The organism is Psychrobacillus faecigallinarum (genome assembly GCF_014836595.1).
In the GTDB taxonomy this organism is placed as follows: domain Bacteria; phylum Bacillota; class Bacilli; order Bacillales_A; family Planococcaceae; genus Psychrobacillus; species Psychrobacillus faecigallinarum.
In genome coordinates, this window is record NZ_JACSQO010000001.1 from 133828 (window position 1) to 157003 (window position 23176).

At 36.8% G+C, this 23176-nt stretch carries 20 protein-coding genes; all 20 read right to left on the minus strand.

Annotation, left to right across the window (positions count from 1 at the left end; translation table 11 throughout):
- Positions 1–88: 88 nt before the first annotated feature.
- Positions 89–1345: a competence/damage-inducible protein A gene (locus H9650_RS00770; RefSeq protein ID WP_151110488.1), complete on the minus strand. Its 1257-nt coding sequence runs from the start codon at positions 1343–1345 to the stop codon at positions 89–91.
- Between the two features lie 15 nt (positions 1346–1360).
- Positions 1361–1939 carry a CDP-diacylglycerol--glycerol-3-phosphate 3-phosphatidyltransferase gene (gene pgsA / locus H9650_RS00775; protein WP_144538115.1) on the minus strand — a complete coding sequence of 193 codons (579 nt, stop codon included), beginning with the start codon at positions 1937–1939 and terminating at the stop codon, positions 1361–1363.
- Positions 1940–1989: 50 nt separating this feature from the next.
- Positions 1990–2859: a helix-turn-helix domain-containing protein gene (locus tag H9650_RS00780; protein WP_151110490.1), complete on the minus strand. Its 870-nt coding sequence runs from the start codon at positions 2857–2859 to the stop codon at positions 1990–1992.
- Between the two features lie 16 nt (positions 2860–2875).
- The gene (locus tag H9650_RS00785; protein WP_144538113.1) at positions 2876–3682 is read right to left on the minus strand and encodes a DUF3388 domain-containing protein; all 807 of its coding nucleotides are present in this window, start codon (positions 3680–3682) and stop codon (positions 2876–2878) included.
- 119 nt (positions 3683–3801) lie between these two features.
- Positions 3802–4533, minus strand: a complete 732-nt coding sequence (gene ymfI, locus H9650_RS00790; protein ID WP_191696367.1) for an elongation factor P 5-aminopentanone reductase — start codon at positions 4531–4533, stop codon at positions 3802–3804.
- The gene (gene yfmH / locus H9650_RS00795; protein ID WP_151110496.1) at positions 4526–5830 is read right to left on the minus strand and encodes an EF-P 5-aminopentanol modification-associated protein YfmH; all 1305 of its coding nucleotides are present in this window, start codon (positions 5828–5830) and stop codon (positions 4526–4528) included. The genes ymfI and yfmH overlap by 8 nt, the downstream gene beginning before the upstream one ends.
- Positions 5823–7100, minus strand: a complete 1278-nt coding sequence (gene yfmF / locus H9650_RS00800) for an EF-P 5-aminopentanol modification-associated protein YfmF (protein ID WP_144538110.1) — start codon at positions 7098–7100, stop codon at positions 5823–5825. Before yfmF ends, yfmH begins: the two co-directional genes overlap by 8 nt.
- 217 nt (positions 7101–7317) lie before the next feature.
- Positions 7318–8277, minus strand: a complete 960-nt coding sequence (locus H9650_RS00805; RefSeq protein ID WP_144538109.1) for an ABC transporter permease — start codon at positions 8275–8277, stop codon at positions 7318–7320.
- Positions 8278–9324: an ABC transporter permease gene (locus tag H9650_RS00810; RefSeq protein WP_144538108.1), complete on the minus strand. Its 1047-nt coding sequence runs from the start codon at positions 9322–9324 to the stop codon at positions 8278–8280.
- The gene (locus H9650_RS00815) at positions 9314–10861 is read right to left on the minus strand and encodes an ABC transporter ATP-binding protein (protein ID WP_144538107.1); all 1548 of its coding nucleotides are present in this window, start codon (positions 10859–10861) and stop codon (positions 9314–9316) included. The genes H9650_RS00810 and H9650_RS00815 overlap by 11 nt, the downstream gene beginning before the upstream one ends.
- A 132-nt stretch (positions 10862–10993) precedes the next feature.
- Complete coding sequence (locus tag H9650_RS00820) at positions 10994–12070, minus strand: BMP family lipoprotein (RefSeq protein WP_144538106.1); 1077 nt, start codon at positions 12068–12070, stop codon at positions 10994–10996.
- 42 nt (positions 12071–12112) lie between these two features.
- Positions 12113–12841: a GntR family transcriptional regulator gene (locus H9650_RS00825; RefSeq protein ID WP_144538105.1), complete on the minus strand. Its 729-nt coding sequence runs from the start codon at positions 12839–12841 to the stop codon at positions 12113–12115.
- Between the two features lie 494 nt (positions 12842–13335).
- Entirely contained in the window at positions 13336–15645 is a 2310-nt protein-coding gene (locus tag H9650_RS00830; protein ID WP_404814863.1) for a DNA translocase FtsK, read from the minus strand.
- Between the two features lie 119 nt (positions 15646–15764).
- The gene (locus H9650_RS00835; protein ID WP_144538104.1) at positions 15765–17432 is read right to left on the minus strand and encodes a ribonuclease J; all 1668 of its coding nucleotides are present in this window, start codon (positions 17430–17432) and stop codon (positions 15765–15767) included.
- Between the two features lie 117 nt (positions 17433–17549).
- Complete coding sequence (dapA, locus tag H9650_RS00840; protein ID WP_144538103.1) at positions 17550–18431, minus strand: 4-hydroxy-tetrahydrodipicolinate synthase; 882 nt, start codon at positions 18429–18431, stop codon at positions 17550–17552.
- 267 nt (positions 18432–18698) lie between these two features.
- Complete coding sequence (locus H9650_RS00845) at positions 18699–19736, minus strand: aspartate-semialdehyde dehydrogenase (RefSeq protein ID WP_144538102.1); 1038 nt, start codon at positions 19734–19736, stop codon at positions 18699–18701.
- 80 nt (positions 19737–19816) lie between these two features.
- Complete coding sequence (locus H9650_RS00850; RefSeq protein WP_151110509.1) at positions 19817–20404, minus strand: dipicolinate synthase subunit B; 588 nt, start codon at positions 20402–20404, stop codon at positions 19817–19819.
- A complete protein-coding gene (locus H9650_RS00855) occupies positions 20404–21201 on the minus strand; it encodes an NAD(P)-dependent oxidoreductase (protein WP_191696369.1) in 798 nt (265 codons plus the stop codon). The genes H9650_RS00850 and H9650_RS00855 overlap by 1 nt, the downstream gene beginning before the upstream one ends.
- Positions 21198–21470, minus strand: a complete 273-nt coding sequence (locus H9650_RS00860) for a YlmC/YmxH family sporulation protein (RefSeq protein WP_144538099.1) — start codon at positions 21468–21470, stop codon at positions 21198–21200. The genes H9650_RS00855 and H9650_RS00860 overlap by 4 nt, the downstream gene beginning before the upstream one ends.
- A 445-nt stretch (positions 21471–21915) precedes the next feature.
- Positions 21916–23145, minus strand: a complete 1230-nt coding sequence (locus H9650_RS00865) for a M16 family metallopeptidase (protein ID WP_144538098.1) — start codon at positions 23143–23145, stop codon at positions 21916–21918.
- Between the last annotated feature and the right edge of the window lie 31 nt (positions 23146–23176).

Consider the following 23176-nt stretch of genomic DNA (forward strand, 5'->3'; position numbering starts at 1 on the left):
ATCTATTCGTTTATTTGTTAAGACTATCATAATTTGATAGGAAAAAACAGCTCAAAATAGTATTTTGGGCCGTTTTTTATAGTCAAAATTAAATTTTTGAAAGTCCCTCTTCTCTGAGTAAACGAATAAGATAATGGATTGCAAATTTCACAGTTCTTAATCTGTTCGTGTTTCTCATGCCTGAAAGATTCAATTTGTAGGATATTGGTGCAACGTCCCCATATGCAATTCCGATCCAAACCGTACCGGCCGGTTGGTCGCCATGTCCGTCTGGACCAGCAGCTCCAGTGATACCTACACCAATTGTAGTATTAAATTTTTCTTTAACACGGATTGCCATCTCCTCAGCAACCTGACTAGAGACCACACTGTGTTCATCAATGGTTTCCTTCTTAACACCTAGTTGATTGATTTTTACCTCTTCAGTGTAAGTGATAACACCACCTACAAGCGCAACCCCCATTCCCGGGACAGCTGCCAACTCTGATTGGAAAAGACCTGCTGTCATACTTTCTGCAGCAGATATTGTTAGTTCATTGTCAATTAGAATATCTCTTAACTTCGAGGCAAGGGATTCGTTATTATAACCATACACATATTTACCGACACGATTTAAAATTTCAGCCTGTAGTATTTCAATGCTTTTCCATGCTTCTTCCTCAGTGTCTGCTTTCGCAGTAAGTCTTAACGTTACCTCTCCATCAGAAGCCAAAGGAGCTAAAGTTGGATTTGTTTGATTGTCTAACAAGTCTTGGACCTGAGTCTCTAACTCTGCTTCTCCTATTCCATAAAAGCGTATTACATGAGACATAATAACGTTTTCTTTATACAATAACTTAGGTAGTAGTGGCTTAGCCTCAAATTGGAACATTGGCTCCAATTCCTTAGGAGGCCCAGGTAATAACATATATGCATGGTTCTCTGTTGAAAGTAGCATTCCTGGAGCCATCCCATGTTTGTTTTCTAAGACTGTACAGCCTTCTAAAACCAGCGCTTGTTTTTTGTTATTCTCAGTCATCATTCTTCCTGATCTTTTAAAGAAATCTTCTATATACATAATCGCGTGATCATCAAGTACAAGATTTTTGTTAAGGTGTTTAGCAATTGTTTCTTTTGTTAGGTCGTCCTTAGTAGGCCCTAAACCTCCTGAAAAAATAATTAGGTCTGCTCGTTCTTCTGCGATTTTGATGGAGTCTAATAACCGATTGGGATTATCTCCAACTACCGTATGATAATATACGTCTATCCCTAACTCCGCAAGCTGGGAAGATATGAATCGGGCATTTGTATTAGAAATTTGACCTAATAATAGCTCTGAACCTACCGCAATAATCTCTGCTTTCATTCCTAAACTTCCTTCCTACTTTGAGTCAAGTAACACTTTGCGATTCAAATAGAAATAATCAAATCCCGACCATACTGTGAAGAATAGACAAACATACAGCATAATCATATCGAATGGGAAGTTGAACATTTCAAAGAATACATTTCCTAATAGTAAGGATGAAATCGCAATTATTTGTGTCCACATTTTTATCTTGCCAAGCTGGTTTGCCGCCACTACCTCTCCAGTATTAGCTAAAATTAATCGTAGTCCAGTCACGGCAAATTCGCGGCTGATAATTAATATAACTACCCAAGCTGGCGCAACTCCAAACTGCACGAGAATTATTAATGCCGCTGACACAAGCAATTTATCTGCTAATGGGTCCAAAAATTTACCCATATTCGTTACTAAATTATATTTTCGAGCGTAATAGCCATCGATAAAGTCAGTAATAGAGGCGATAATAAAAATAATTGCACCTATTAGATGGTTTGTTGGGATTGTTGCACCTAAAAAGCTAACTTCTCCCCAGTTAAAGTCTACTAGCATAAAAATCATAAAAATTGGGATTAAAAAAATTCGAAACATAGAAATTCTATTTGGTATATTCATTTTGAAAAACTCCTTTCATCTTTCAAACAAAATAGCCATCTCATCGATGACTATTTGTTGAACTGTATAACTAAATTTTGTGGGCTTTTATCCGTTGGAAATTCTACTAACTGGTCATTAATATATACCTCGCTGATTGGAACATCCCCAACACGAACACGGATTTGGGACTTATCTGTTACATCCAATTCGTATGGAGTCCCTGAATTGACCCAGCTATCATATAATTTATTACTATCCTGATCTTTTAAGTTTAACCAAGTTTTAGCACTATTAGCCACAACTTTAAGCTTAAAAGTCTCTGAACCGCTGACAGTATAAGTAGTAGTTTCTCCCTCGGTTCCCACTAAGGTAACCACTTGCTCAGGTGTAGGTTTCTCTGCCTCTTCCTCTTCCTCCACTACTGCCTCTTTTTCCTTTTCTTCCTCTTCGTTATCTACTGCTGTTTGATCAGTTGAAGGACGGTTTGTTTCTAGTGTTACATTTTCTTCAGTTTTCAATTCACTTGAATCGTCTGCTTCAGGCGAATTCTGTCTTAATACCCATACAATCACAATAATCGCTACAATAAACAATGCAACTATAATCATCGGCACTATCTCCATAAACTTATTCGAAGATCGCCCACCTAAGGTTCTTCTTGATGGTGTAGTTGGTATGCTTTTAGCAACTTCCTCATTTGCAGGGCTTGGAATTTCTGCTTTGTAAGTTTCTAAAAGTTCATCGCCATTTAAGCCGACAGCTTCTGCATATTGCTTAATAAAAGCTCTTACATAAAAGGCTCCTGGCATTGTTGAATAGTTTCCTTCTTCAATATTCGCCAAATATCTTTTTTGTATTTTAGTTATTTCTTGTAAATCCTCAATACTATAGCCTTTTGCTATTCTCGCTTCTTTTAAGCGAGTTCCAAGTTCAGTCATATAAAACACCTACCCGTTAAAAATTAAATCCGCCAAATCCGCCAAAGCCACCCATTCCCTTGTCGGACATACCGTGATTCTTCTCCATCATTTCATACGTTATTTCCTCATCAGGACTATGGCGAAGCTCAATTATATAATCAAAATCTTCAATGGAATATTCTGAATGCTGGATGAACATATCTGGATGCTCAACTACTTTAATAGTAGGCATCCTCATCATTTCCCTTACTAGCTGAAGATGTTTTTCATCGTTTGATTTTCGGGTAACAATACCATCCAGTATAAAAATATTACGATCACTGAATTCATCTCCTGCGAGCTGATTTCTAATAGTTTGCTTAATCATGGTAGACGATAAGAAAATCCACTTTTTGTTCGCACATACACTAGCCGCCACTACAGACTCTGTTTTTCCAACTCGTGGCATCCCTCTTATACCTATCAGCTTGTGTCCTTCCTGTTTAAAAATTTCAGCCATAAAATCAACAAGAAGTCCAAGCTCGTCTCTTACAAAACGAAAAGTCTTTCTATCATCCGCATCTCTTTGTATGTACCTTCCATGACGAACAGCTAAACGGTCTCTTAACTTAGGCTCACGGAATTTAGTCAAATGAATCGTTTCCATTGTGGAAATGATGTGCTCAAAGCGTTCAATATTTTCTTTTTTCTCTGCCTTAATGAGCATACCACGTCTACCCTCGTCCACTCCATTAATTGTAACTATATTTACTCGTAACATACCTAATAGAGAAGAAATGTCTCCTAAAAGTCCGGGACGATTTACTTGAATTTCATATTCAAAAAACCACTCACTTGCCATCATGTATTCCTCCCTGTTTAGAATGACGTTTTCACTTCATTAATAGTTCTATCATATATGATTTTATACCTGAATAAAAGGAAAAAAGAAAAGAGAGGCAATTCTCTCTTTTCTTTTACTTAAATATACCATCCACCATTTACTCGGATAATTTGGCCGGTAATATAATATGCTTTTTCACTAGCCAAAAAGGCGATGACATTCGCTACGTCCTGTGGGTTACCGAATACACCTGAAGGAATTTCTTCTAATATAAGATTTCGTGATTCTTCGTCTAGATGAGCATTCATTTTCGTATCAATGAAACCTGGAGCGACCACATTCACCGTTGTTTTCTGCATGGCAACCTCTTTCGCATAAGCCTTAACGAAAGCATGCTGAGCACCCTTGGCAGCAGAATAGGCAACTTCATAGGAAGCACCTGTCTCACCCCAAATAGAGCCGACAAAGATGATTGAGCTATGTTCATGTTTACGTAGCTTCGGAGATAACTTCCCAACTAAAAACATTGGATGCTCAATATGAACTTGGAAAAGCTTCTGAATCTCATTTAAAGCAGTTTCCTCCAGTCCTTTATACAAGCTATGCCCTTGGGCAAATACTACAGATTGCAATGAGAATATAGAATTTGCCATTATTTCTATTGCATTAGAGTCTGAGAGGTCAGCTTGAATAGATATAAATTCCTGTTCAGGATAAGCAAGATTCAAAGTAGTTAATAGTTCATCCATTTTTTCTTTGTTGCTAGCAAAATGAAGGTATAAGGACCATCCCGACTCTGCCAGGCTATGGCTGACTGCAATCCCTATCTCTCCAGATGCTCCTACTACTAACGCAAATCTTTTATCCATTATTTGTTTCTTTCGAAGGAATAATCTTAAATACGGTATGTGTATTTTCGTCCTTAAACGCTTCAAAAGCTGTTTTAACCTGCTCCATTTTCAGATTTTCTAAAGCAGGCACTACGTCGAATAAATTCATATCATTAAATTTATAGCGCGTAAATTGGTTTGCAATATATTCAATAGAATTGAGCGCTCTCAAGAAATGCCCGATTTTTTTTCTTGTAATTTGTTTTAAGTCTTTCTCTTCAAATGTCCAATTTGTTGCGAACTTGTTAATAGTTTCTTTTATACTCTGACTAAGTTCATCCACGTTAGCAGTATCTGAACCAATCATCGCAAAACCATACCCTTCTTCCATCGAGAAGTCTGCGCTGTAGGATTCATCGATTAGTCCTTTTTCATAAACATCTTGGAAAAAGGCGGAGGTTCTACCGAATATAAGTTCAACAGCAACTTGCATTGCCAACTCATAGTTTAGCATCTCTTCCCCAGTAATATTAACATTACTCGATTTGACACCGTATAGAAGCTTGGATTTTTGGACATCCATTTTTAATGTACGCTCTTTTTTATCCACCTGCGTTTGCTCCTCTGGATAAAAACGAACAATTTCCTCCGGAGCTTTAAAATCCTTCTTCGCTTGATTATCTTTTACAAATTCCATCATCTCTTTAGGATCTACTGCTCCCACTACGAACAGCACCATATTAGATGGGTGATAGAAAGTATTGTAGCACTCGTATAAATGTTCCGCTGTAATATGGCTAATTGACTCGATTGTTCCTGCTATGTCAATTTTCACCGGATGCTCCTTATACATATTTTCAATCGTTCCAAAGTATAAACGCCAGTCCGGCTGATCATCGTACATTGTAATCTCTTGGCCGATTATACCCTTTTCCTTTTCCACCGTTTGCTCAGTAAAATATGGCTCCTGTACAAAATCAAGAAGAGTTTTTGTGTTTTCTAAAATATTGTCAGTAGAAGAAAACAGATAGGAGGTTCTAGTAAAGGAAGTAAATGCATTAGCAGAAGCCCCGTTTTCACTAAATTTTTGAAAAACATCCCCTTCTTCTTTTTCAAACATTTTATGTTCTAAAAAGTGGGCTATTCCGTCAGGCACTATGACAGGATCTTTTTTTCCAAGTGGGATAAATTCTCGGTCAATTGAACCGTATTTTGTTGTAAAGGTTACATAAGTTTTAGAGAAGCCTTTCTTTGGCAAAATATAAACATTTAATCCATTGGAAAGTTCTTCATGGTAGAGCGTTTCTTCTAATTGTTCAAAGTGAGTTTTATTCATTGTCTGCACCGTCCTTACCAGATAAGAAATAGACAAATTCTTTTTGGATGTTTGTTGCCATCTCTTGAATTTGCTCCTTCGTTACTTTTTCCCACTTAGCTGTCCAGTTCTCCACTGTGAAGGATTCATCAAGTTCTTTATATTGATCATAGATTTCTATTTGTGCCCTAGCAGAGTCAAGGGATTCTTTTAGTTGGTTTTTAAGCATTGATTTTGTTTGATTGATTTCTAAATCTGTTATTTCTCCATTTTGCATCTCTTTTAACTGTTCGTCTATCAATGCTACAGCTTTTTCCTCTACTGTAGGATCAATCCCTGCAAGAACAAAAATACGGCCATAAAGAGAAGAAAAGCTACTAGAAGCATAATATGCCATACTTTCCTTTTCACGCACATTCATAAATATTTTTGAATGTGCAAAGCCTCCCAAAATACCATTAGTAATTTGCATGATTGGAAACTCTTTAGAGTAAAACGTGACTGGAGTACGGTAAGAAATATGTAATTTCCCCTGCTTCATGTCTTGTTTTTCATGGACAAAATCTGTGTTGATAGTTGAAACAGCACTTTCGGTTTCTTTAGGGATGTCTGCAGAACGGCCTTCAAATGGGAAATACTCTCCAATTTTAGCTTTCATTTCTTCTACATTTACATCTCCTACAATATAAATTGACAGTGGTTCTTTTGTCAGCAAAGTTTGATGCATTTCTACCAGCTGCTCATTAGTCACTTGTTTTACTGTTTCCACATTACCATTTGCACTAATAGAGGCAGGATGGTTGGGTAAAATATTCTCAAGTAATCTTTGTTGTGCAAAGCGGGTTTTGTCATCATACATTGACTGGATACGCTCTATAACTTGCTCTTTCTCTCTTTTTACTACTGACTCTACAAATTTCCCGTTGTCCAAGTTCGGTTTAAAAAGAACTGTCTGCAGTAATGAAAGTACCTCATCAACTACAGTTTCATTGGACAAATATGCGTCGTTTACCGTTTCAGCATTTAAAGAAAAAATATGGTTTAAACCCTTTTTAGATGTATCAAAATATAAAATAGCTCCAAATAATTCATCTAATCGCTTTCTAAAAGAAGCGTAGGTAGGATATTCTGCATTACTATACTGCAGCACATTTGCTAAGACAGCACGAATAGCTGCTGTTTCTACAGTTAATGGTTTTTTCCATTTAAAAGAAATATTAATGGTCTTAAATTGCTCAGTAGGTCTTATATAAAGCTGAACACCTTTGGCTAATTCAAAATGTTGAAACATGAAAATAATTCCCCCTTTTTCTTTCTAGTGTTGCTCATATACCTTTTCACTATACATCTTCTAATTATATCAATACAAACAAAAGGGACCAAATGATTGGTCCCTTTTACATAAATAAGATTATTTTATTAGTTGTCCCATTTATTGCCCAAAAACTTACTAGTTGAATCAATTTCAAAAGTCATTATTATATGAAAATAACTCAATTAATATATTTTTATCTATTCCCTTTAATGTATGGAATTCCACTTGCTTTAGGTGCATTAGCTTTTCCTATGAATCCAGCTACAGCAAGAATAGTTAATACATACGGTAAAATGTGTAAATAAAAGCTTGGAATTTGATCAATGTAAGGAATTTGACCTCCTACAATACTTAATGCTTGTGCAAACCCGAAGAATAATGCTGCTCCTAGTGCACCAAGCGGATGCCATTTACCAAAAATCATAGCTGCTAGTGCCATGAATCCTTGACCGTTAATTGTTGTATGACTGAATTCCCCAGAAATTGATTGAGAATAAACAGCTCCACCAATACCTGCTAACATACCAGATAGTACTACGGCAATATAACGCATTTTCTTAACATTAACTCCCATTGTATCTGCAGCCATCGGATGTTCACCTACAGCACGAAGACGAAGTCCAAATGGAGTTTTATAAATAACAAACCAAGCAAGAATTGCTACTGCAACAGCTAATATAGAAGTAGAGTAAACATCCTTAAATAACATTGGACCGATTATAGGTATTTCACTTAAACCAGGGATATCAAAACGGATAAAGCGTTCTTCAATATAATCTGTTTGTCCTTTGTCATAAATCATTTTTACAGAAAACAAGGCAATCGCAATACCTAGCATGTTAATTGCTACCCCTGAAATCGTTTGGTCAGCTCTAAATGAAATAGAAGCCACCGCATGAAGTAATGCAAATAGACCAGAAACAAGCATTGCTGCAATTACAGCAACCCACGGAGTCATAGAACCAAAAGTATCTACAAACGTTAAGTTAAAAATAATCCCGATAAAGGCACCCATAACCATCATACCTTCAAGTCCGATGTTAATCACACCTGATCTTTCAGAGAAAACTCCTCCAATAGCTGTGAAAACCAAAGGGGCTGCATAGAAAATTGCTGATGGAATAATGAAATATAATACGTCTAAAAAGCTCATTTAGTTCGCCTCCTTTTTCTTACTAATCTTTTCAAGGAAATAGCGAATGACATATCCACATGCAACGAAGAAAATAATAATCGCAATAACGATTGATACGATTTCTATTGGTACTCCCGCTGCGTTCGGCATATTGGTTGCTCCATATTTAAGCGAGCCAAATAATGTAGCACCAAAAATTACTCCTAGAGGTGTATTCGCCCCAAGTAAAGCTACGGCGATTCCATCAAATCCGATACCAGTAAAGGCACCCTTTGAGCTTGCGTAACCAAATGTACCCAATGCCTCCATAGCCCCAGCTAGACCAGCAAAAGCACCTGAGATAACCATTGATAGAATAATATTCTTAGAAACATTCATCCCAGCATACTCTGAAGCATGTTTGTTGAAACCTACTGATTTCAGTTCATAACCAGTAGTTGTTTTTTCTAAAATAAACCACATAACTAAAACCATTGCTAGCGCAATGAAAATTCCGTAGTGTAAACGAGAGTAATCAGTAATGCTTTGGAAGAAAGCGGATGTAAGTGAAGCTGTTGGTTTAATCGCTTCGGTACTGTCTCCGCCATCCGCAACAATTTTAATAAGTGCATTAGTTGTATGGAGTGCAATATAGTTCATCATAATCGTTACAATTACTTCATGAACTTGTAGCTTTGCTTTTAATAACCCCGGAAGGAAAGCCCATAACCCACCTGCAACTGCTGCTGCAAGAACGGCTAAAGGAAGATGAATATACATCGGTAGGTCAAATGCAATTCCAACATAAGTAGCTGCAAACCACCCTACTAGTAATTGACCTTCTACACCGATATTAAACAAACCTGTTCGGAATGCAAATGCTACCGCAAGCCCTGATAATAGGTAAGGTGTAATTTGGCGTACTGTTTCACCCATTCTATAAGCGTCACCAAATATACCTTCCCATAACGCTGAATATCCTAGTATAGGATCATATCCACTTACTAGCATGACAATCGCGCCGACGATTAACCCTAGTATTACAGAAATAACAGGGACAAGTATATTTACTACTCTATTCGACATGCTCTACATCCCCCTGTTTGTTGTCTTTGTTTCTAGTTTGTCCAGCCATTAATAGACCAAGCTCTTGCTCAGTAGTTTCTTTAGGAGAAAGTGTATCTACAATTTGCCCATCATAAATAACGGCAATACGGTCAGATACATTCATTACCTCATCTAATTCAAACGAAAGAAGTAAAACTGCTTTTCCTTTATCTCTTTGCTCTATTAAACGCTGATGAATAAATTCAATAGCTCCTACGTCAAGACCACGAGTAGGAAGTGCTGCAATTAAAAGCTCAGGATCACGGACAACCTCACGACCAATAATAGCCTTCTGTTGATTACCTCCAGATAAGGATCGAGCTAATGTGTGCTCTCCTTGTGTACGAACATCATATTCTTTAATAATTTTTTGAGCTAAATTAGAAACTTTTTTATAATTAATGATTCCTCTTTTAGAAATAGGCTCTAAATAATAGGTTTGTAGTGCAATATTATGACCGATTGGAAAATCTAAAACTAAACCATGCTTATGTCTATCCTGTGGTATGTGTCCTACTCCCGCCTCAGTTACTTTACGAGGCTTTTTGTTTGTGACATCTTGTCCATTTACAAAGATAGATCCGCTTTTAGATTTACGAAGACCAGTAATGGCTTCAATTAACTCACTTTGACCGTTCCCATCAATTCCTGCAAGTCCTAGAATTTCACCCTTACGAACAGTTAAGTTTAATCCTTTTACCTTTTCAATCCCACGGTAATCAGTTACCACTAACTCCTTAATAATTAACGCTTCTTCCTTAGGAGTAGCTTCTCCCTTAACTGTTTTAAATTCGACCTGACGACCGACCATTAGAGATGCCAATTCATTTGGATTTGTTTCTGCTGTTATTACAGTCCCAATCCCTTTACCTTTACGAATAACTGTCACTCTATCAGAAACATCCATAATTTCCTTTAGTTTGTGAGTTATTAGAATAATAGATTTACCTTCTTTAATAAGGCGCTTCATAATTTGTATAAGCTCATTAATCTCTTGTGGAGTTAGTGAAGCAGTTGGCTCGTCAAAAATAAGGATCTCCGCTCCACGATAAAGCGTTTTCAAAATTTCCACCCTTTGCTGCATTCCAACTGAAATATCTTCAATCTTTGCATATGGATCTACGTTTAATCCATAAGTTTCTGATAGCTGTTCAATTTTACGTGCAGCATCTTTAATATTAACTACTCCGCCACTTGTCGGCTCGTTACCTAAAATAATATTTTCAGTAACTGTAAAATTTTCTACTAACATGAAATGCTGATGAACCATGCCAATTCCAAGATCATTAGCAACATTTGGATCGGTAATTTTTACAGAATTACCTCTAACTTTTATCTCTCCGCCTTCAGGCTGATATAGACCAAATAAAACATTCATTAGAGTGGATTTTCCTGCTCCATTTTCACCTAAAAGAGCATGTATTTCTCCCTTCTTCAATTGAAGGGTTATATTATCATTTGCTACAAACGATCCAAACTCTTTCCGAATGCCTAGCATCTCTATTACATAATCCAATGAATTCACTCCCTACTTGAATACTAGTACTAAATTAATACAGGAAAGACTTTAAATATTTAAAATCTTTCTTCTACTAATTTAAAATATCATAAAGACCGAGCAAGTCGGTCTTTATGATGTTAAGTCAAATTATTCTACAGTTTCAGGAACTACGATTTCACCAGCAGCAATCTTTTTAGAATACTCATCAATTTTTGCTAAAACATCATCCGGAATAGCTCCGCGAGAATCAGCAAGTTGAACGCCTTCTTCAGCTAAACCGTAAGTAACTGTTTTTCCACCAGGGAATTTACCATCCATTGCTTCTTTTGCAATGTTTTGTACTGCAACATCTACACGTTTTTGCATAGAAGTAAGTGTTACGTTAGTATCTCCAACTGCACCCTCTTCGTATTGGTCAGAGTCAACTCCGATTACCCATACGTTAGCATTAGCATCTTTAGTTTTACGTTCTTTTGCTTCAGCAAATACACCATTACCAGTACCACCAGCTGCGTGGAAAATAATATCTACGCCTGAAGAGTACATACGATTAGCTGTTGTTTTACCAAGAGCTGCATCATCAAACTTACCAGTATATTGAACGTCTACTTTAATAGATGGATCAACTGCTTTAACACCTTCAAGGAATCCTGCTTCGAAGCGTTCAATAACAGGAATCTCCATTCCACCAACAAAACCAATTTGTTTTGATTCAGACATTAATGCTGCAGCAACTCCTGCAAGGAACGATCCTTCTTGTTCTTTAAACATTACAGAAGCTACGTTTGGAGCATCAACTATAGAGTCAATAATAGCTAATTGAGCATCTGGTTGTTGACTAGCAATAGTTCCAATTGGCTTTTCCATCAAGAAACCGATACCATAAACTACGTCAAAATCACGACGAACTAGGTTAGTAATGTTATTGATGTAATCTGCATCAGATTGAGATTGAAGATAATCATAACCGCCATCACCTTTTTTAAGGCCATGCTCTTTACCAAATGCTTCAATACCTTCCCAAGCTAGTTGGTTAAATGATTTGTCATCTACTCCACCAACGTCAGTAACCATTGCTAAAGAGAAATCTACTTTTTCTTCTGTTCCACTGCCAGTGTTTGAACCTTCGTCAGTCTTCTCTTCATCTTTAGAACCACAAGCTCCAAGAATAGTACCAGCAGCTAATACAAGTGATAAGCCTAAACCAAATTTACGTTTTGTCAACTTGAAAACCCCCATTATTTTTCTTCTTAGCAGGAACTATTTCTACACCCTTTTCCGAACTACATGAAAGCTAAATTTATCAGCTCGAAAATAATTTTTCGAATATAAAACTACACGATCATTCTCATCATAATGAAGTTGTTTTAAAACTAGCAATGAAGTCTCTGGTTCACAATTTAAAGTCGGCGTAGCTACTTCATGATATCCCACTGGATCAATGTAAGCGACTGCGTGCGAAATACGAATGTCCCCTGTTTCCTCCAAAGCAGTAAAAATGGATCCTTCTTTTCTAATTAGAAAATCCGTCGGCAAATAATCTTGTGGAACTTTATCGACACAATACACTACTGGCTCATCGTCTGCAGTTCGGACACGTTCCATCGTGACGATAGTTGCATCCTCCACACATTGGAAACGTTTGCTATCATCCTCCGAAGCAGCTGATTCCATAGAACTAAGGTAAATAGTACCAGGCTCCATGCCTGCGTTTCGAATCATCGTCGAAACACTGGAGAGCTGTTCAATCCCCGATGTAAAAACTGGCTTTGAGTTAACAAAGGTTCCTACGCCATGTCTTCTTACGATAATATTTTCTTCCTCCAGCACACGTAGAGCTTCACGTAAAGTCGCTCGACTAACCCCAAGGAGCTTGGCTAATTCAAATTCAGAAGGTAATTTCTCCTTTTCTTTGAATATCCCCTTTTCAATGTCTTGTTTAAGACGATCGATCACTTGTAGGTACAAATGCCTTTGATCCATTTTTATTGTCATTTAAAACACCACCATTATGAAGAGATCAGACCTCTGATGTAAAACTTTCCTACTAATCAGTACATACTATAACATTTTTAATCCTTTAAATAAATACTTTATTTTCGAATATTAGAAAAGAATTTATACTAATATTATATAAATGTAATCATTTTGTCATAATATATGGATTAATGTGTGATACTAATTGCCAAAAAGCTTATAAACACTGAATTCTTCGATATTTGTATTCTTTACTTTATTTTAGTCTAAAAAAGTTTTTTTGGATAGAGAATTATAATTCAATTGGATGTTAGTAATATCACAGGTATACTTTTATCGAAATATAGATTCAGTAATTTCATATTTTTTCTATAGTGCTTATATATAAAACATAAATAAAAAAGATAACCGAGAAAATGCCTCTCGATTATCTTTCTTTAGTTTTCTAATAAAATTTGCTTCGTATTATAAAAATCGAGCATTAAAATAAGTCTTCTATACGCATTAATTTCTCACAGAGTATCTTGGTCATACTCTTGTTTCGATATTAACACTTGTCTTGGCTTACTTCCTTCATAAGGTCCTACGATTCCACCCAGCTCAAGCTGATCAATTATTCGAGCTGCTCTAGAATAACCTACACGGAAACGTCTTTGTATTAAGGAAACAGATGCCGTTTGCATTTCCATAACCAACTGCGCAGCATCATCGTATAAATCATCACGATCCAGCTGCTCTTGTGATTCTTCCACTTCATCTGGAATCATTTCTTCTTGGTAATTGGCCTTTTGTTGTTCAATTACAAAGTCGACAATTCTTTCCACCTCGGCATCTGATAAGTAAGCTCCCTGTACTCGAACCGGCTTAGAGCTTCCTGCTGGCAGAAATAACATATCCCCTCTACCAAGCAGTTTTTCTGCGCCACCCATATCTAGAATAGTTCGAGAATCTACGGATGAAGATACTGCAAATGCAATTCTTGAAGGTATATTAGCTTTGATAATACCTGTAATAACGTCAACACTTGGTCTTTGTGTTGCTATTATTAAATGGATTCCTGCCGCACGAGCCATTTGTGCAATTCGGGTAATAGAATCTTCTACATCACTTGAAGCTACCATCATCAAGTCAGCCAGCTCATCTACAATTACTACAATAAACGGGAGCTTTGGATGCTTCTCTTCATTTTCCTCATTCCATTTTTCAATATGATCATTATAGCCTTGGATATTACGAGTTCCTGTATGAGAGAACAGGTCATATCTTCTTTCCATCTCAGAAACGATTTTCTTTAGTGCCTGTGATGCTTTTCGCGGATCGGTTACTACAGGTGCCAATAAATGTGGAATGCCATTATAGACATTTAGCTCAACCATTTTAGGGTCAATCATCATCATTTTCACTTCATGCGGTTTTGCTCGCATCATGATACTTGTAATAATCCCATTAATACATACACTCTTCCCGCTTCCAGTAGAACCTGCCACAAGTAGATGGGGCATTTTGTTTAACTCGGCTAATACCGCCTGTCCTGTTACATCTCGGCCAAAACCTATCAATAGCTTTTGGCTCGGCTTATTGTTCTCTTTTGCTTCCAATACCTCTCGCAGGCTGACTATTGCCACCTCTTTGTTAGGTACTTCTATCCCTACAGCAGATTTTCCAGGAATTGGTGCTTCAATTCGAATATCTCTAGCTGCTAACGCCAGTGCTAAATCATCATGAAGGCTCACAATTCTACTAACTTTGACACCTACGTCAGGTAGAACTTCATATTTAGTAACCGCTGGACCTAGGTGGACCTGCATAACCTTAGCTTTTACACCAAAGCTTAAGAAAGTTTGCTCCAATTTTTTAGCATTAGCTTGTATAGCATTTAACTCTCCACTTTGGTCATTATGCTCTGGAGAATCCAACAGATTAATGCTAGGCAGCTGATAATCTTCATTTTCAAGTTCATCAGCATCCATGTTAATCTCTATAGGTTCAGTTGGTTCTGTTTGTTCAGCAGGATCTTCTCTTCTCGTAATTCTTTCAGTGAATGCAGAGATAATAGGAGCGGATGCTACTTCTGGCTCTTCCTGTTGCCCAGGATTCATGTCATGTATAGTAACAGCTTGCTCAGCCTCTTCCTCTACTGCATCCTTACGAGATCTGCGAGAAACTCTTTTGGTCTCTGTTGCTGGTTTTTGCTTTTCCTTTTTCGCTCTTTTCTTAAAGCTTTCTGCCATCTTAGGTGATATCTCTACTAAGTAGGGAACTAATGCTTTTCCAGTTAATAAAACGATACCAATTAAAAGTAAGAGCCAGCTAATAACTTTAGCACCTGCAGAGTCAAACAACACATGAAATGATGCAAACAATATAGCACCAATCATACCTCCGCCAAGTGAGCTACTTCTGTTTGAAATTCCTCCACTTTCAACTAATACTCTATAACTTTCCCTTAATACAGAGTTTGACATTAATGCCTTTCCTTCAAACAATTGCTCAAAGAGTGCTAAATGGCTAAATATTAATAAACTGCTCAAAATAAATGCACCGCTTAACAGCAAACGATGATTCCATGGTGGAAACGTTTGTTTTATCATAATTATAAAAGCATAAATAACGAACATAAACGGTATTGCAATATGCCAGTTACCAAATAAGAAATAGCCTATATACGCGAAAACTTCGCCAACTAGGCCATATTCAAAGAAAGAAATTACAGCGATTCCCAATATGAGAAGTCCTATAATTTCAAACATTAATGGATGAAGTGATTTTTTCTTATTTTTTTTGACTTTCTTTTTAGTTTTCTTCTTTGCCACGAATGTCACCTACTTTGTTTAAAAATAATCTTTTCCAATAGCATGCACTTAACAGGTAAAATATAACAGCTTCAGAAGATAAAAAAGATTTCCTTCCACAATGGGAAAGGAAATCCTGATTTAAGATATCAATATTCCATTATAATTGGAATAATCATCGGACGTCTCTTCGTTTGTTGGAATAAATATGAATTTAGCGTATCACGGATTTCTTGTTTAATGTTTGTCCATTCAAACGTTTCTTTATTCACATATTTTTCAACAATTGTTCTTACTAATTTAGCGGATTCATCCATTAACTCTTCTGATTCTCTTACGTATACAAAACCTCTTGATAGAATCTCAGGTCCTGAAGCTATTTTCTTTTGAGCACGGTTAAGAGTAATTACTACGATAAAGATTCCGTCCTGAGATAATAGTTTACGGTCTCTTAAGACAATGTTACCTACATCTCCAACGCCAATCCCATCTATTAGAACGTTGCCAGCTTGTACTCTTCCACTCATTCTAATTTTTCCATTTTTGTATTCTACAATATCACCTTTATCAGCTATAAATATTTCTGACTTTGCCATCCCCAAGTCCTGAGCCAATTTAGAATGAGCTATCAGCATACGATACTCCCCTTGAATAGGAATAAAGTATTTAGGCTTTGTGAGGTTTAACATCATTTTTAAATCCTCTTGACTACCATGTCCTGATACGTGGACATTTTTACTAGAGGTCAAAACTTTTGCTCCAGCTTTTGCGATAAGATTCATCGTATTAAATACTCCAACTTCCATTCCTGGAGAAGGTGTAAATGTTATAAGTACAGTATCCGTATCTTTAATCTTAATATCCTTATGATGCTTGCGAACCATTTTCTCTAAAGCCTCTAAAGGTTCTCCTTGATTACCAGAAACGATAATTACAATATCTTCATCGTTATATTTAGAGATTTCTTTTATCGGAATCATAGTTTCTTCTTGGACAGTAAAATAACCTAAGTCTAAACCTATAGCAAAGATATTCTCTAAGCTTTTTCCTGCAATAGCAACTTTTTTGCCAGTCTCAGCAGCTTTGTCAAATACCTGTTGAATTCTTATAAAATTGGATGCATAAAGAGATACAAGAATACGACCTTTAGCAGCGTGGAATGTTTCTGATAATTGGTTTTCAATAACTGCTTCTGATGTTGTATATCCGGGTCTTTCTGCTTCTGTTGAATCAGACATGAGGATAAACACGCCTTCTTCTCCTAGTCCTGCCATTTTTGCTATATCTGGGCGGTATTTCCCTCTAGCAGATTGATCAAACTTAAATTCTCCTGTATGCACAATAGCACCTTCAGAAGTATGGAATACGATACCTAAAGAATCCGGGATACTATGTGTTGTGTGAAAAAATGTTACGTGTGTGTTTTGGAAGTTCATTCGACTTTTATTTGTTACTTCAAAATACTTTACTTGTTGCTTTGCTGGCATTGCCTTTACATGAGTTTTTGCTAAAGCAATAGTTAGCTTGGAGCCATATACAGGCGCTTGAATCTTTTGCAGTAAATAAGCAATAGAGCCAATTGCGTCTTCATGTCCATGCGTTAAAAAGATTCCTTTAACCCGATCTTTGTTTTCCTCTAAATACGTAATATCAGGAATGACGATATCAATACCCAACATTTCGTTTTCCGGGAACATAAGACCGCTATCTACTACAAAGATTTCATCGTCTATTTCTACTACGTACATCGCTTTACCGATTTCGCCAACTCCACCGAGCGGTATAATACGAATAAGTTCATTTTTAACTTTTACCAATTCTTTTCCTCCTAATTGTTAACCCGACCAACATCCACTATTTTTTATTATATCGGACGTCACCGTTTCACACAAATAAAAAAAGCTGAAGGTTGAATTCTTCAGCTTTTCACGTAATTACTTGGCTTCTAAATATTTCTCCCAAACATTATCAAATTCCAGCTTTTCTTCCTTTGTCATTTCTACTAATGGAAGTCTTAAAGATCCGGTTTCTACTCCAATTTTAGAAAGTGCATATTTCACTACTACGGGATTCGGATGTTGGAACAACGCTTTAACCACAGGTAGTGTTTGTTGATGTATTTTAGCAGCCTTCAAATGCTCGCCTTGACGGAACAGTTGTATCATTTCTTGCATTTCTTTCCCTATTACATGGGAAGCAACCGATATAATTCCAGATCCCCCTATTGCGAGCAATGGTAAAGTCAATCCGTCATCACCACTATATACAAGGAAATCATCATCCGTATCCGCTAAAATTTTTGTCATTTGATCTAAGCTACCACTAGCTTCTTTTACAATTTGGATGGATGGAATTTTACTTAGAGCCACAATCGACTCAGGCTCCAGATTAACAACGGAACGCCCTGGAATATTATATACTACAATGGGAATTGAAGTCGCAGATGCAATTGCCTCAAAATGGGCAATCATTCCACGCTGATTCGGCTTGTTGTAGTAAGGAGTAACAATCATTAAAGCATCAACTCCAAGAGCTTCTGCCTTTTGAGAAAGTTCTATAGATGCAGCTGTATTATTGCTACCTGTTCCAGCGATAACTGGTACTCTATTGTTTACTTTTTCTACTACAAATTGTATAAGCTTTAGTTTTTCATCTGTCGATAATGTTGGAGATTCACCTGTTGTACCACTTACTACTAGGGAATCTGTTCCGTTTGAAAGCAAGTGTTCTAAAAGTGCTTCGGTTGCGCGAAAGTCAATAGTACCGTCTGAGTGAAACGGAGTCACCATTGCTGTAGAAATATTTCCGATATTCATTGAATTACACCTCTTATCAAATTCGCCTTTTAATAAAAGCACAAGCGCTAATTCTGCCCTGACTAGCAAATGGTAAAGCTAGGAGGCAGTTCTTAAGCCACCGCAAACGCTCTTACTTGAGACGAGCTTTGCGCTGGAGCTTGACAATTAAAAAAGCACAGACTATCTTCTTCGTTAGAAAAGGAGAAAGTTAATCTTTCTCCTTACATTACTATTCTTATATGTCGTTAGTTTTATCTAACCTATCCAACGTATATATAATATTAATTATAAGATTTTTTCATCGATGAGAGCTTCAGCAATTTGAATTGAATTAAGAGCCGCACCTTTTAAGAGATTGTCAGCAACGATCCACATATGGAAGCCATACTCACTAGAAGGATCCTTCCTAATACGTCCGATGAAAACAGCATCTTCATCCTCGGAAAAGTAAGGCATAGGATACAGTTGCTCACTAGGATCATCCTGCAGAGTAACACCTTCTGCACTTGCCAAGAGCTGCTTAATATCTGCTACTGTTACATTTTCCTTTTCTACCTCAATGTACACCGATTCAGAATGACCAGTTACTACTGGCACTCTCACACAAGTAGCAGCAATAGAGAGATCTGGAAGAGACATAATTTTTTTCGTTTCATTCATCATTTTATGTTCTTCGAATGTAAATCCATCCTCATTGAACACATCGATTTGTGGGATAACATTTCCTGCAATCGGAAAGTGCTTCTCTTCACTTTTAACAGGTAAAATTTCAGAAGTGGGTTGCTTTTCTGCTATTCTCTCACTCTGAGATGTCAATTCATGAATAGCTGCCGCTCCTGCTCCTGATACTGCCTGATAAGTTGAGACAATAACTTTTGATAATCCATATTGCTTTCGGATTGGCTCTAAAGCTACGACCATCTGAATAGTAGAGCAATTAGGGTTAGCAATGATTCCTTGTTGTTCGTGCAAGGCTTGCTTATTTACCTCTGGTACTACTAATGGAACATCTGGATCCATTCGAAATGCACTTGTATTATCCACGACTATGGCGCCTCTCTTACTAGCCTCCTTAGCTAATGCTTTCGAAATCGAACCTCCTGCAGAAAAAAATGCTATGTCAACACCTTCAAAAGCCTCTGGTGTGGCTTCTTCGATTGTATAGTTTTTTCCGTTTACTTCAATTTGTTTACCTGCTGATTTCTTAGAAGCTAACAATTTTAAGTCCGCAAATGGAAAGCTTCTCTCAACTAATTTTTCAATAATTTTTTGGCCGACAGCACCTGTAGCCCCTACAATTGCTGTTGTAAATTTTTGTGACATGTAAAGCTCTCCTTTCAAAAATCAAAACATATTGGCGATATTGTATCATACATACTATAAAAATACACTATTATTAATATTTATAATTCATAATTTATGAGTAAAGGCTGTATTTGTTTGGAGGCAATTGCATGTTCAACCGTGGGCACAATCTGTTTAAAATCAGCTATTAAGGAATTAGGTTTTTTGTGAGGACTGTCTTGACCAAAGGGGATAAAGTAAATATTTTTAGTTGAGAGTAGCTTCATAATATTCATGCCATTAAGACCAAGAGCATCATTAGTTGATATCCCTAGAACGACAGGTTTACCGTTACGCAGCGTAGCCTTAGCAGCCATTAATACTGGAGAGTCCGTTTGCGCATTAGCTAGCTTACTTATTGAATTACCCGTCATTGGTGCTATCACCATACAGTCTAGGGGATTAGTAGGTCCAAAAGGCTCTGCCTCCACTATTTTTGAAACTACTTTATTGCCACTTGCAGCTTCTATTTTTTCTACCCACTCTTCTCCAGTACCGAATCGAGTGGCTGCTGTTAAAACAGAATACGTGATGATGGGCACTACAGTGGCACCAACATCCGTAAATTGCTTGATCATTGGAATTACTTCCTCATAAGTACAGTGAGAAGCGGTAATCCCAAGACCAATTCGAAGACCTTCTAACACTATTTTTCCTCCTCTAAGAAAGCCAGATGCTTTAAAACAGCTCTGGCAAGTAATTGCCCTGCATCTTGTGGAAAATACATGCCTGGTAAGCTTGTAGAGAGACTATAATTAAGAGGGGTGTTTTCTACATCTATGAGACACCCTGGGTTTGATGCAAGGTCAAAAACTCTTTTAAAATAAACAGCATTTTCATTTTTTAGCCATTTGGACGGAATGGTATTTATCATGTAAACTGAAGGTCTCATCTGTTCTTCAAATAAGTTATCTAATGTAGATATTTGATAACCATAGCTTTTCGCTTCATAGAGCTGATGTTCGGATCGAACCGAGATAATAACCTTCGCTCCAAGATGGTGCAGTGCTAAAGCTAGCCTTTTACCTACCCGGCCATAACCTGTAATTATGAATTCTTTGTTATAGATTACTTGTTTCTCTTGCGAGTAGAAGTAATTAATGAATCCCTCAGCAGTCAAATTTGCATTGTCCCATATCCATTCTTCATCTTCTAGATAATAAAAGGTCTGTATATTATCCTTTTTTACTGCCTTCTCTATGCTTTCAGTAGATTTCCCTATAAAAACAGTTTGACAGCTTATAGGTAATTCAAAAGGGCCTTCAGTATGAATCGGTTGGATTGGCAAAAAAACTATATCTGGTTCATATGAAAAGACGGTTTCCCTTAGTTCTTTATCCCATGTCATCGTTGGATAGAGCTGGGTGTCTAAATAATCTGATACAGATTGCTGCAAGTAGTGCAAGCGTGGGTCAGTTCCAATTATCGCAATTTTTTTATTCATGGGTATACACTGGTTTCGATAGATGAGTCTGTTTCGTTAAAAAGGATACGATCTTTTCCAATGAGAATAATTTCTTCCCACGATATAAACTCTTTTTTTCTAGGTGTTTTATTGGATTGAAAGAAAGACGAAGATTTTTGAAATAATTCAAAACCTTGTATCTTACCGGTTTGTGGATTAAAAAGTAATTCAGTATCTGCAAGCCTCCCATATCTGGTACCATCCTTCACTTGAATAAGCTCTTTTTCTGCAAGTTCTGAAAGTAACAATCTGTCCCCTCCTTGTTCATCTCTACTTATGTATATGCCATTTTCAAAACAAAGTGAATTAAAATCCCATTAAAATAAAAGGCTGTTGCATAGAACACTTCCCATAGGCTTCATTTAAATTATGTAGTCCTATATATACATCCTATAAACATAGGTGAAAAGCATGAATTATAATTTGCTAATTTTTACTTTAGGTGGTCGCTTTCCGTGTGTGAAAAAGTGGTATAGGTAAATATTACAAAGAATATAAAGGTTACGGGAGCATCTCAAACTATTCTAAGCAAGCTTTGTAACTTTCAGAAGATATTTGATGACGTAATCGAAAAAATGTATGTATTTGAGCTAGCTTTCTTTTAGTCTTTTGAGTCAACAAAGCTCCTATATCATTCCCTTTAATCACTTGAAAAAAGTATATGCTTTTTTAAGAACGAAAAAAAGACGCCGATTAGCACTCGACGTCTTTAGGCATGATTACCGATACCGCTGGTTCATGAGAGAATATTTCTTTTGTTAGTTCCATTACCGATTCAAGAGTAACTTCATCGATTGTGTCACTTACTTCATCTAGGGAACGATGCTTGCCATATAACAATTCGTTTTTACCGTTACGGTTCATTCTAGAATTAGAGCTTTCCAACCCTAATAGCAGGTTTCCTTTAAGTTGCTCTTTTGCATTCGAAATTTCTGTTTCGGTAAAACCTTGCTCCATGACAGTTTGAATTGTTTCATTGATTGAACTCTTTAATTCTTCTAATTGATTGCAAGATGTTCCACCATATATAGCTACTACTCCTGTGTCCTCGTAAGATGAATGATAGGAATAAATGGAATAGGCAAGCCCTTTTTCTTCTCTAATTTCTTGGAATAGTCTTGAGGACATACTACCTCCAAGTATGTTATTCAACACAACCAGACTGTATATGTTATCAGCCTTCACACTAAGTCCTGGATATGCTAGACATAAGTGAGCTTGTTCTGTGTCCTTATGACTTTCTGTATATACAGGTTTTATAGTAGGAGTACTGAACTGTGTCACTTCTGTTAACGGTTGTTTAAAGTCGCCAAATAACGCTTCAATATGATTCAATAAATCCTCTGAAATATTACCAGCTACAGAAATCACTACATTTTTTGGCGTGTAGTGTTTTTCCATATAAGAAATAATGGATTCTCTAGTAAATGTATTTAATGTTTCTTCCGTTCCTAGTATAGGTGCACCTAATGGATCATTAGGAAGCATAGCCTGCCATAAATATTCATGGACAATATCATCCGGCGTATCCTCTACCATTTTGATTTCCTCAAGAACTACTTGGCGTTCTTTATCTATTTCAATTGGGTCAAATGTGGAGTTAAAGAACATATCTGCAAGAATTTCTACAGCATATTTTGCATGGTGATCTAGTACTTTCGCGTAATAACAAGTATTTTCTTTGGAAGTAAAGGCATTAATATTTCCACCAATACGATCAAATTCTTCAGCAATCTGTCTTGCGGAACGAGTAGCAGTTCCTTTAAATAACATATGCTCGATGAAATGAGTCAACCCGTTTTCCTCTGGCAGCTCATAGCGAGATCCTGCCTGCACCCAAATCCCTACTGCAACTGAGCGCACATGTGGGATATGTTCATACACAATACGTAATCCGTTTTTACAAGTTGTTTTCTTAATCAATATAACACCTCTATCTATTCTTCGACTTATG